Raw genomic sequence first — 11,860 nt, forward strand, 5'->3', positions numbered from 1 at the left:
CTCTACGCTCATCCAGTCCGCCAAGATGAACGAAGTTGATCCGCTGGCCTGGCTGACGCAGACGCTTGAGCGTATCGCCGCAGGTTGGCCATCAAGCGATCTCGACGCTCTGATGCCCTGGAACTTCAAGAAGTAACGGCCTCACGTCACCGCTTACGTTCAAGTCCTGAAGGAAAAGGACAAGGAAGCCACCAGCACATCGTATATGTGGGCTTATCGCAGCGGCGAGGACAGTGACCAACCAATCGTGCTGCTCGATTATCAGCCGGGCCGCGGCCAGATACACCCGCAGGCTTTCCTCGGTAACTACCGCGGCATACTGATGAGTGATGGCTACACCGCCTGGCGCACATTGGATGGCGCGACCCATGTTGGATGCATGGCCCACTCAAGGCGACGCTTCGTCGAAGCCCTTAAAACCAGAAAGAAAGGTGGCGGACCGCCGGAACAGGCGCTCAGGTTCTTCGAACAGCTCTACCGGATCGAAAGGCAGGCGCGAGACAAGAAGCCTGACGCCGGTGAAACGCAGGCCGACTGCATTCGCCGCTTCCGCCAACATCACAGTTTGCCTGTCCTGAATGCCCTAAAGTCGTGGCTCGACGACATCGCGCCGAAAGTCGCGCCGGATACCAAACTCGGCGACGCCGTGTCCTACACCCTGAACCAATGGGATCATCTGACGCGCTACACCAGCGATGGCAGAATGCCGATCGACAACAACATTCTCGAACGTGATATCAGAGTTTTTGCCACCGGAAGAAAATCGTGGTTGTTCAGCGATAGCGTCGACGGAGCCAAGGCCAGCGCCGTTATCTATAGCCTGATGCTGACTTGCCGGGCCTGTGGCATCGACCCATTAGCCTGGTTGCGCAACGCTCTTACGGAATTACCTCAACGCGCTGTCGATGCTGAACTCGACGACCTGTTTCCGTTCAACTTCCCCAAAACGTCCAACGCATAACCAAGCCGGATACCGTTACCAATCCGAAGGCGATCCATGGGTGTCGCAGGCGTCAACGTGCGGGGAAAATCGCGCTTACCTTCGATCAATCCAGTCTATATGAGGTCGGACACAGCCAGCCGAGAAAGCAGGCCACCGACATTCCTAGCATCAAATAGTTAACTCTTTTCTTTATCGGATTATGACCTGACGTAATTATCGGGAGTCAATCGTCGCGATATCCGGCATGGGTGAACGGGAAGAAGCGAACGCTTCTTTCCTGTTTGCGACGCAATCAGTGCTGCTCAGTCCAGTTTGTTCCGGATCATCATCAGGCTCCCGCAGGTGACACCGCAGGCTGCAAGGCACGTAAGAAGACTGAGAAACAGAGAAAGCCCGATATTTGGGTATTTATTGCTATCCGACATCGTTGGCTCGACGAAATTGTCCACATAGGTCAATTGCAGCGAACTGACCAATTTGACTTTTTCAAGATCTTTGATTGCTGCAGTCAGTCGGTTTTCAGCGAGCGACAAGTCGAGCTTCAATCTGTCAAATAATGATGAGTATCCAGCCAGGTTTGAATCGCCCTGTCCGGTTGTACCGGTGATTTGAGCCCTTAGGTTTTGGGCTTCCACCTCCGCCGCAGCAATGCGCCTTTCCAGATCGGCCACTTGCGGAGCATTGCTTACCAAGGCCTCACCCAGAGCCTGCCGTCGCGCCCTCAGATCGGCGATGTTGGATTCTACTGTTGTCAGAACAGCATCAATCCGTTGGGCTGACAACTCGACATCGAAAACGCCGGTCTGGTTTTGCGTCTCCCGAAACTTGCCTCTGAGGTCTGCAACTTCTCGTGTCGCCTCGTCAACATCTCTCTGTGTCGATGCACGCAGGTCCTCCCACATGCCCGCGCTCAGCTTGTTGACCTGTTCCTCGGAAAGTCGCAGCACGAGTTGTACGAGATCATGTGCTTGCTGCGGCGAGTACGCCGTTATCTCAAGTTCGACGATTCCGCTCTTGGGATTCACATTGGTGTAAGCATGCTTTTTCCAATATTTCAGCATGTCATCTTGGGTGGCGTCATTTGGCAGGCGCGACAGAAAGTCGATATCTGGCCCACCGAATAGATAGTGAAGATCGACATGCTTCTGCATGTCCTGGATAATGGCTGGACTTTCCAGATAGTTGAGAAGGATCGCTGTATCCTGAACGATCTTCTCCTTGGGCTCGACAGTATTGCTGGAATACCTGTCGCGCGACAGAAACGGAGTGGATGACCGGACGATAAAACGCACCTGCGAGACATAGCCGGGGCTGGCCAGGAGCGTATAATAACCGATACTGCCTATCATCGGCAGGACGAAAGTGATGCCGATAGTGACCATCATCATGATCGAGAACACACGATCACGCGTGCGCGGCGCCAAGCCAGCAAGACGATAAAGATTACGCCGGCTTCGGTTCTCGAAGGTCAACGCACGTGCGTACGAACTCAGCGCTGCCGCCATTTTGTGACTGCGTTCCACCGGGGTTAGCGGTTTGGTCTGCATCAAACGGCTGTCGTCTTTTACCATAATGTCCGACAAAATTTCCCGCCCTGCTGCTAGCGATTGAGACGCATATAGGTGGCAATACCATCTTCAACGTTATCGAATTGTACCATATGTCCGTCGATCAGCACTATGGCGACATCGCAATAGTCTTTGATCGTTTCCATATCATGGGAGATGATGATGACATCCGATTTTTGGCGCCGCGCCCGGAACGCCTCACGACAGCGCCGCTGGAAGTTCGAATCGCCAACCGCGGTAATCTCGTCCACCAGATAACAATCGAACTCGATTGCCATTGATAAGCCGAAGGCAAATCGGGCGCCCATCCCGGACGAATAGGTTCTCAGCGGCTCGTTCAGGTAGCTGCCGATCTCCGCAAACTCGGCGACGAAACGCAGTACGCGGTGGAAGTCTTCGCCATAAGCGCGCGCAACGAACTTGAGGTTTTCCTTGCCGCTCAACATGGGGTTCAAACCATTGGCGAACCCCAGCGGCCAGGATACGCGAACTGCCCGCCGGACACGTCCGCTATTGGGAAGTTCCGCTCCGGCGATGAGCCGCATCGTCGTCGATTTTCCCGCGCCGTTCACCCCAAGTAGGCCGTATGATCGTCCGGAGGCAAAGTGCATGGACTGGTTGCGCAGGATGTAGCGCCGGTGAGCCGTCGTCTTGTAATACTTGGTGACATTGTCTAACGTGATCATTTCTAAACCCGATGGTCCTCGACGGACATCCAGATAAGCGTTGCCGTCATCCAAAGTGTGAGCAACCCTATTGTCAGGATAATCCAGCTCGATAAGCGATTTGGATATTCGGATTCTTCCGGCAGGTTCGAGCTCGAAAAGATCGACATGAATGTCGTCCGCTTAAGCGCGGTGGATTTTGCTGTGTCGAGGTTTCGGACATTGGCTTCGTAGATTGCCTGAGCCACGATCCGTCTTGTTTCGAGACGAGAAAACTCGGTCAGACTGCCGGACAACTGCGTGTTGTCATCAGTGTTCGTGCCGGCCATGCTGTTCTGACGGAGAGCTATCTGCTCATCAATCGCGTCAATTGAACGCCGAAGTTCTCGTCCGCGAGCCGTGTTATCTGCATTCGCGGCCTCCAGTGACTTCAGGCTCACCATCAACTGCAGCTTTTGCGCGGTCAGTTTTCCAATGATCTCGCTCAACATTTTGGCGGACGACAAGGGATCAAGAATGCCCGTCTTGTTCTGGTAATCGCGCAAATCATCAAGCGCCACGCGATAACTCTCTAGGCTTGCATTCACATCGCCATCAACACGGGCGACCAGATCCCTCTTTGCTTTCTCCGAGATCTTGTCGATCATTCCATTCGCAGCAGCCAATCCGGCGTGCGCGATGCGAACGGAATCCTCGGGAGCAAATGCCCGGACGGTGAAGATGATGATCCCGGAAGGCCCATCTACGTACGTGTCAACCTGTCGGACCCAATATCGAAAAAACGCTTCGAAGGTGGCATCCTTAGGCAGTCGCGAAAGCCAATCGATGTCATTCCGGGAAAAGAACTCCCGCAAGCCCAACTCTGCATCCAGCTTTTTCACAATTTCCGGCGATTTCAGATAATTAGCCACAATGTAGGAGTCTTGCGTCAGCGAATCACCGCCGATCATAGACCGCCCTTCGCGCTTTTCCGACGCATCGAACCGTTCGCTAACGCCGATGGTCCGCACGATCATACGCATTTCGGCGACATATTGACCGCTTGCAATCAGCGAATAATACACTGCGGCCACAATGCTGGGAATCAGAACGAAGACGAGAAATGAATTTCGCTTTGTGAAAAACAATCCAAAGAGACGCGCCAGCATCCCCTTTTCGGAAAGCCTGACAGCCTTGCCGACGTCGATGGCTCGACCGGGACGATCTGAAGAATCATGACCTATTTCAAGGCTCATCGTTCATTCTCACTCAAACTAGCTAGCCAATGACACCACGGGGCCAAATGCCTCTGGTTTCGGCACCTTGCCAACGCTGCTGCTGATCCGACCAGCTTTCACCCAGCGACATGCTATGCCGCGTCTACGCAACTCTACATTCCCCCGGTATGAACATCCATATGGCGCAATGATGGCTCGGCGAACAGCAGTTTAACGAAACGGCGCTGCCAAACAGATATGGGTGTAGCACGAAATTGACGTGTCAAACGAGATGTACGGGGCCGCAGCGTGCGATTAGCAAAACAGCTCTCGCACTCAAGATTTGAAAAGCCTCTGATCCAGCGAAAGCCGGGACGAGACGAAGTACGGCAATCGCTTATGGTTTGTGCCGAGGCAATGGCCTGCAACAAGCGCGGCACGCTGTCCCGCCCTCTTAAGGCGGTGTGCCAACGTCACTCTGCCATAGCGCCCGTCAAGTTCCTGCCGGAAGGCCTGAATCGCAAACTCGACGGCATTCTTGACGGATTTAAGTGGACTGGGCGACAGCTTGTACCCGAAATATTCCGTAAAGTTTCGTGACTCATCGAACGCACGCCTTAGTTGCTCAGCAAAACCATAATCGTGGGAATGAAACACAACGGCATCTGGAGCATAGGCCTTGCGATAGCCCAGTTCTATGATGTTTCTCGCCCATATTTGGTCTTCGGCAAACTCTACGTCAGGATAAGGGAGCGTCTCCCAGACAGACTTCCGCATCAGCGAATTATTGTCGGAGTAAAAATGCAGAAACTGCCGCCACCCCTCATCGGACTCATATCTGACGCGATCCAGATCTCGAGAGACGATCAGAGGATGGGCGAGGAAACCTTCGAAATGACGATCCATATCGTTTTTGGTAAATGGTGACGCTGTCGGGTAAGCGATATGACGGCCGAAAACTCCGGCGATTGCGGGATCCTGTTCAGCGACCATCACCAGATTTGCCAGCCAGTTCTCGTCGAAAGGCTCTGCGTCATGCGTAAGAAACGCAACGAACTCTGCGTCGGCCAGTTGAACACCAAGATTGCGGGTCCGGCCATGACCAAATTCGTTTGACGCGATTTCGACCAGCCGAATTCCCTTCAGTTTGCGAAGATATTCGATCGTTCCGTCCTTGGATCCGGAATCAATGACGATGACCTCGAAAGGCCAGGGAGTACGCTGACCAAGTACCTTATCGAGCACCTTTGGCAAAAAGCGCATGGCGTTTTTCGCTGGGATAACTACGGCGCAACGATACGTCGCCTTCAATGAATGCTCCCCTCAACGGCTAATTTGACGCGTTCCCTGATGGCGGCCTCCACCATGCGAGCAGTTTTTTCCCAGTCAAAATCCTGGACGTAAGACAATGCGCATTTTCGCAGCCGCTCGCATTCCTGCGGGTTCAACAGGAGTTGCTCCATCGAGTCGGCGATGCCTTCGGGAGTCGGTTTGGCAAAAGCCATAACCTCTCTCGGGAAGATCGAGCGCACAGTATCGAGATCGAGATCGATCACAGGAAGGCCGCAAGCCATCATTTCCTTGTTGACCAGCGAATGATTGGTTGCCGAGAAAACGACGCCAATCGTCGCTTCACGATAAAGCTCGGCAAGTTCGCCGCCCGTCAAAATGCCGCGATCACGGTAAGCGAAAGGCACATCAAGTTCGCCGAGCTTCCATCCAAAGAAATCCACTTCGAAGTGGACACCGCGCCGATGAAGGATCTCCAACGCCATGAAGGCAAGCTCGACCGCACGACGGGGGGTAACATAACGCGCGTAAAGAGCGATGCGCGCCGGCTGTCTCGCTATTGGAGCAGAGGCCAAGCTGTAGATTGTTGTATCAGGGGCCAATGGCCACGACATCGACCAGCGCCCAAAGTCTTCCGACATCTTTTTGTGAAGCCAGTCTCCGGCGCAAAGGCAATCGAAATTGAAATTGTAGGTTTCTTCGGTCAAAAGCGCTTCAGTGCCTGCTGGATAGAAAGCCGGCTCAAAGTCTTGAACGAAATAGAACTTCCTGGTGAAACGCCCCATTGCGTTGACGGGATAACAAGTGAAGCGATCTGTAGCAATCAAAGCATCACCGGTCGCGTCAGGAGTAAATCCTCTGAAGAGCCTGACATTCCCTGCAAAAGGCTGAAAATGCGTGTTGATCATCTCCCGCGTTTCCGCCTCGGTCTTGTTGACCTCCGGGTTCTGGACGAGAAACTCTACGTTATGCCCGAATCGTTCGAGATAACTAGCTATCCGGAATATCGTCATATGCCCACCCGCGCCCGGCACGAAATCCGGAATTACCCACGTAATGCGCAGGCGTTTTGGATCCATGCTGTCGATAGGCGGGCGCCCTCCCGACGGCTCGTAGAATGTGTAGGTTTTCAGGTGATCGACCCGGTTCTCGAACGGAGTCTTCCTTGGCCGGCTGGGAGTTAGCCAACGCCAAAACTTCCGTGCAATGCGAGGTACTTTCAACTGATGTGGCCTTCTGTTTTCCGATGCGTGTAAAGGAAACCTTTTTTGTCCTCTAAATACACGAGCTGCACCCCTACCAAAACCGCGGTGATTCTAGAATGTCTCCGCCAATACCTTTTCCCTGAGATATTTTCCGTACGCGCTTTTGCCATAGGCGTCTGCCAGGCTGATGAGGCCGTCTCGGTCGATGAAGCCCATGTGGAATGCGATTTCCTCGGGGCAGGAGATCTTGAAGCCCTGACGTCGTTCGAGCGTCGCGACGAACTCGGAAGCTTCTAAAAGGCTGTCGGGCGTCCCCGTGTCGAACCAGGCGTAACCGCGGCCCATCTGTTCGACCTGCAATTCACCGCGTTCCAGATAGGCGCGATTGACGTCGGTGATCTCAAGCTCGCCGCGCGGCGAAGGTTTGAGCTTGGCGGCGATCTCGACGACGTCCTTGTCGTAGAAATAAAGCCCCGTGACGGCCCAACGGGAGCGTGGCTTTGTCGGCTTTTCGTCGATGGAGATTGCCCGATTACCTTTGTCGAATTCGACGACGCCGTAACGCTCGGGATCGTTGACGTGGTAGGCAAAGACGGTCGCCCCCTTGGGCCGGCTGATGGCATTCGTCAGCAGATCAGTAATGCCGTGGCCGTAGAAGATGTTGTCGCCAAGGACCAAGCATGATGGGCTGTCGCCAATGAAATGCGCGCCGATAATGTAGGCCTGAGCCAGACCGTCCGGCGATTGCTGGACCGCGTAGCTGACGCTGATGCCCCATTGCGAACCGTCACCGAGCAGGCGCTCGAATTGCGGAATGTCAGTGGGCGTCGAGATAATCAGAATCTCACGGATGCCGGCGAGCATCAGTGTCGACAGAGGATAAAAGATCATTGGCTTGTCATAGATCGGCATCAATTGCTTCGAAACGACCTTAGTCATAGGATGAAGCCGGGTGCCGCTGCCGCCGGCAAGAATAATGCCCTTCATGAGTATTGCCCCTAGTACTTAACTCGAGCAAGTCGCTCGACGATGTTTGCAGTAGACTGTCTCCAGTCGGGAAGTTTTGCGCCGTGCCGGGCTTCAAGAAGGCTGCAGTCGAGGCGCGAATTGGCCGGACGTTTTGCCGGTGTCGGATAGGCGCTCGACAGAATGCGACCGATCTCAGCCGTGACACCGTTGACCTGGGCGGACCGAGCGAAGATCTCAACGGCAAAATCGGCCCAGCTCGCCTCACCTGCTCCTGTCATGTGGAAAGTGCCACGCAGAGCCCGATCGTTACTCGCGAGGAGATTGGCGGCAACGGTGAGAACGGCGTCGGCGATATCGAGTGACGAAGTCGGGTTGCCGATCTGGTCATCGACCACATTTAAGTGGTCGCGGGTTTCGGCGAGCGTCAACATCGTCTTCAGGAAATTCTTGCCGAAGGGGCTGTAGACCCAAGCGGTGCGCAGGATCGCATGATTGGTGGCCGCGGCAGCGACCGCTTGTTCGCCCGCTAGCTTCGAGCGTCCGTAAGCGCCGATCGGCGCAACCGGATCGCTTTCCAGATAGGGTGAGGATTTACTGCCGTCGAAAACATAGTCGGTCGAAAGATGAATGACCGGAACACCAAGTGCAGCCGCAACCTCAGCAATTTTACCTGGAGCAATCCCGTTGATGACCGTCGCGGCCTCTTCGTCGCTTTCAGCCTTATCGACGGCCGTGTAGGCAGCCGCCGAGACGATCACATTCGGTTTGGTCTGACGCAATGCCGCCTCGACCGTCTCCGGCATGGAAAGGTCGAGCTCCGGCCGCCCCAGAGCAACAATCTCGAAGCGCCCGTCCGTTTCACCACGTTCGAGCAGAGACCGAACGACCTGTCCTTCCCGCCCGGTCACCACCATGCGCTGGCGGTCGGTACTCGTGTGCACAGCGGTCATGCGCTTGCTTTCTTGTCGGCATCAAGCAGCCCAAGGCGATCGCCGTCATACCCCCTTCGGAGCGGAGCCCACCACCATTCGTTCTCCAAATACCAGCGCACAGTCTTCTCGATGCCGGTGTCGAAGTTCTCCCGCGCCGTCCAGCCCAGCTCTTTCTCGAGCTTGCTCGCGTCGATCGCATAGCGGGCGTCGTGTCCCGGGCGGTCCGTGACATAGGTGATCAGACTGGAATGGGATTCAGGCTTAGGGCGCAAGCTGTCCATCAATTCGCAGATGCGAGTCACCACGTCGATGTTGCGACGTTCATTGCGTCCACCGACGTTGTAGGTCTCACCGATCCGGCCTCGCTCGGCAATGATGTCGAGCGCCCGGGCGTGATCCTCGACGTAAAGCCAGTCGCGTATGTTTGCGCCATTGCCATAGACCGGCAACGGCTTTCCGTCGAGTGCGTTGAGAATCATCAACGGGATTAGTTTCTCGGGGAAATGATGCGGTCCGTAATTGTTGGAGCAGTTCGATACCACCACCGGCAGCCCGTAGGTGCGTGCCCAGGCCTTGGCCAAGTGATCGGATGCGGCCTTCGAAGCCGAATAGGGCGAACTCGGGTCATAAGGCGTCACTTCGGTAAACAGTCCTTCGTCGCCAAGCGAACCATAAACCTCATCGGTCGAGACATGCAGGAACCGAAACGCCTCTTTCTCCTGGGCGTCCAGCGTCAACCAATACTGGCGGGCGCATTCCAGCATAGTGAAGGCGCCTATCACATTTGTGTCGACGAAATCTTTGGCGCCGGTGATCGACCGATCTACGTGGCTTTCGGCCGCCAGATGCATGATACGGTCGGGCTTAAAGCTCGCCAACGCGTTCGAGATCGCCTTGCGATCACAGATATCGGCTTTCAGGAACCGATATCCGGGGTGGTTGCCGACCACCTTTACCGACGTCTCCGTGCCGGCATAGGTCAGTTTGTCGATATTGAGAACCTCATAGCCCTTATCCAGGACGAGATGCCTCACGACAGCCGACCCAATAAACCCTGCACCACCCGTAACAACGACTCGCATTACGTCCCAATCTCCGTTCAATTCATTAATCTTGGCGGCAACTGCGGCCGCTCACGCAAAAACGAAATTCGCCTGTAAATCAGCGAGTTTCGGCTGGTTCTCGTCCTTGGCGGAAAGGTGCGCCTTGTCGGCTGTGACCGGCCAGTCGATCCCGATCGCCGGATCGTTCCACAGCAGACCGCGATCATGCTCGGCGCTGTAATAGTTAGTCACCTTGTAACTGATCGTAGTATCCGGCAGCAGAGTACAGAAACCATGTGCAAAGCCCGGTGGCACCCAGAGCTGCTTGCCGTTATCGGGCGTGAGTTCCACGGCTACATGTTTACCATAGGTCGGCGAGCCCGTTCGGATATCGACCGCCACATCCAGCAATGCGCCGGTTGCGCAAGAAACCAACTTGCCCTGGGCAAACGGATTGAGCTGGAAATGCAATCCGCGCACCGTGCCGACCTCGGCAGAAACCGACCGATTGTCCTGAACAAACCTAAAATCACCCACCTCAGCCTCGAAGAGGCTCGCGCGGAATGTCTCCATGAAGTAGCCACGAGAATCACCAAACTTCTTCGGCTCAATCAAAAGCACGTCAGAGATAGACAATCTCTTAAATAGCATTGTGCCCTCCTCCAATAGGAAGGCCTCTGCCTAGCGACTAAGTCATCAACTGTAAAGTGTTCCATCAGTGTGACTCGGATTTGCTGAATAAACGACGCCGATGGCGCTTTTGATACGCAAAGCGCCACGAACAAACTTTCTGGGCCGGTAGCAGTCGCAGCATCGAACGCCGTCCCGATCGCGAGCCCGGCCAGCATTTCGGCAATCGTCACCAAGGCTCTGCTCAAGCAGGAATTCTCGCTGCCGCGCAAACACGGACAGTACCTCGACCGGCGTTGGCAGCAGATAGCGCCGAAGACGATCCGCATCGATTAGGGGACGGAGTTCGTGTCCACGCCGAGACAAGCCGACTGATAGGGCCTTCATTGAAGCGTCCAACGGCCGCTTCCTCGCCGAACTTGCTTGGAACCTAGGTCCTTTCGTTCACCGCTGACCCACCCCGAATACATCTGTTCGATACAAAGCGAAAGTTGATTGAAAGACGTCATTTCGAGCGACGCAGTCGCTCATTTCCGCGACTGCACGATGCGTCGCCGCCGCAGCTGCAACGCGCAAGTGCTTTTGCTCAATCAAATGCAATAAAGCGCATAGCCAGTCATCCCTCATATTCCGAACCTTAACCTCACCGCCGGTAATCGGGGATCCAAATACTTGCCCCTCCGAAAACAGTCCTGCCGCGCCATATCTGGATACGTCGATGCGCTTCGTCGGGGCTCGGCTGTCATTGACACGAGACGGCGCCAACGGAACAAGCAAAATATCTATACTACGGTTCTCGGCGTCTTCGACATACTCCTGCCATGGCAGCGGCCTCCGGATTGTGACTCTTTGAAGATTTCTCCAAAGGGGTTCTGCGCGCTCGTCAGCGAAAACTTCAAAGTCTACCTGCGGCCGTTTCTCTAAGATTTCCTCAATGATCGGACGCAGAAAACGATGTTCTTCGAGGTGAACGCCTGTCGCGTGATAAGCGATTACGACTCGGTCTGATATCGGCTCCAAAGAACCATACTTGTTCGATCGCGGCCTCCACAATCTCTCGGGAGGCGCTGGAGGCAACACCTGAACGTCCTCCAACTGCAATGTCGAAGCCAAATGCGGTGTCGAGGCCCAGACAATATCGAGATGGCGACTGAGGCGGCGCAGCGGCCACAGTGCTCGAAAACACAGAACCAGGCGATAGCGCAGACTCGCATCTCGGCCCGTTACTACCGCCGGTATGTCATCGTCGAGAAAGAGCCCCACACCGGACAATCGGTCGGCATTGGCATCCAGCCAAGTCAGCACGTCGGGTGACGCATAGCGACAGATGATGATGAAGGCGCCCTCTGCATCAAGGTCTGCAAGATTGCCATGCCTGATGTCGACGGCCTCAGACGGGGGCATGCCGGGCGCCTCGAG

At 55.0% G+C, this 11,860-nt stretch carries 11 protein-coding genes and 1 pseudogene; 2 read left to right on the plus strand and 10 right to left on the minus strand.

Translation table 11 applies throughout. The features are described from left to right. Both ABIE33_RS15595 and tnpC read left to right on the plus strand, forming a co-directional pair. Positions 1–136 (plus strand): transposase domain-containing protein (locus tag ABIE33_RS15595; RefSeq protein WP_429126901.1); only part of this gene is annotated, 136 nt, incomplete at its 5' end. A gap of 21 nt (positions 137–157) precedes the next feature. Next, a pseudogene (tnpC, locus tag ABIE33_RS15600) lies at positions 158–961 on the plus strand (IS66 family transposase); the annotation flags it as partial. A 284-nt stretch (positions 962–1,245) separates the two neighbouring features. Here the strand turns inward: tnpC and ABIE33_RS15605 are convergent. The 10 genes from ABIE33_RS15605 to ABIE33_RS15650 all read right to left on the minus strand — a co-directional run bounded on the left by ABIE33_RS15605 (position 1,246) and on the right by ABIE33_RS15650 (position 11,845). Continuing rightward, the gene (locus ABIE33_RS15605; RefSeq protein WP_429126422.1) at positions 1,246–2,514 is read right to left on the minus strand and encodes a hypothetical protein; all 1,269 of its coding nucleotides are present in this window, start codon (positions 2,512–2,514) and stop codon (positions 1,246–1,248) included. Between the two features lie 29 nt (positions 2,515–2,543). Next, positions 2,544–3,197 carry an ABC transporter ATP-binding protein gene (locus ABIE33_RS15610; RefSeq protein WP_429126424.1) on the minus strand — a complete coding sequence of 218 codons (654 nt, stop codon included), beginning with the start codon at positions 3,195–3,197 and terminating at the stop codon, positions 2,544–2,546. 2 nt (positions 3,198–3,199) lie between these two features. After that, entirely contained in the window at positions 3,200–4,411 is a 1,212-nt protein-coding gene (locus tag ABIE33_RS15615; RefSeq protein ID WP_429126426.1) for a hypothetical protein, read from the minus strand. Between the two features lie 297 nt (positions 4,412–4,708). Further along, on the minus strand, positions 4,709–5,683 hold the full coding sequence (locus ABIE33_RS15620; RefSeq protein ID WP_429126428.1) for a glycosyltransferase family 2 protein: 975 nt from the start codon (positions 5,681–5,683) through the stop codon (positions 4,709–4,711). Then, positions 5,680–6,885 (minus strand): glycosyltransferase family 4 protein, encoded by a 1,206-nt coding sequence (locus tag ABIE33_RS15625; RefSeq protein ID WP_429126430.1) that lies wholly within the window; start codon positions 6,883–6,885, stop codon positions 5,680–5,682. Before ABIE33_RS15625 ends, ABIE33_RS15620 begins: the two co-directional genes overlap by 4 nt. A 93-nt stretch (positions 6,886–6,978) precedes the next feature. Continuing rightward, a complete protein-coding gene (gene rfbA, locus ABIE33_RS15630; protein ID WP_429126432.1) occupies positions 6,979–7,854 on the minus strand; it encodes a glucose-1-phosphate thymidylyltransferase RfbA in 876 nt (291 codons plus the stop codon). 11 nt (positions 7,855–7,865) lie between these two features. Next, positions 7,866–8,786, minus strand: a complete 921-nt coding sequence (gene rfbD / locus ABIE33_RS15635; protein ID WP_429126434.1) for a dTDP-4-dehydrorhamnose reductase — start codon at positions 8,784–8,786, stop codon at positions 7,866–7,868. Further along, on the minus strand, positions 8,783–9,850 hold the full coding sequence (gene rfbB, locus ABIE33_RS15640) for a dTDP-glucose 4,6-dehydratase (protein WP_429126436.1): 1,068 nt from the start codon (positions 9,848–9,850) through the stop codon (positions 8,783–8,785). The genes rfbD and rfbB overlap by 4 nt, the downstream gene beginning before the upstream one ends. Before the next feature lie 51 nt (positions 9,851–9,901). Continuing rightward, on the minus strand, positions 9,902–10,462 hold the full coding sequence (rfbC, locus tag ABIE33_RS15645) for a dTDP-4-dehydrorhamnose 3,5-epimerase (RefSeq protein WP_429126437.1): 561 nt from the start codon (positions 10,460–10,462) through the stop codon (positions 9,902–9,904). Between the two features lie 423 nt (positions 10,463–10,885). Beyond that, complete coding sequence (locus ABIE33_RS15650; protein WP_429126439.1) at positions 10,886–11,845, minus strand: hypothetical protein; 960 nt, start codon at positions 11,843–11,845, stop codon at positions 10,886–10,888. Between the last annotated feature and the right edge of the window lie 15 nt (positions 11,846–11,860).

The organism is Ensifer sp. 4252 (genome assembly GCF_050434565.1).
Classification (GTDB): domain Bacteria; phylum Pseudomonadota; class Alphaproteobacteria; order Rhizobiales; family Rhizobiaceae; genus Ensifer.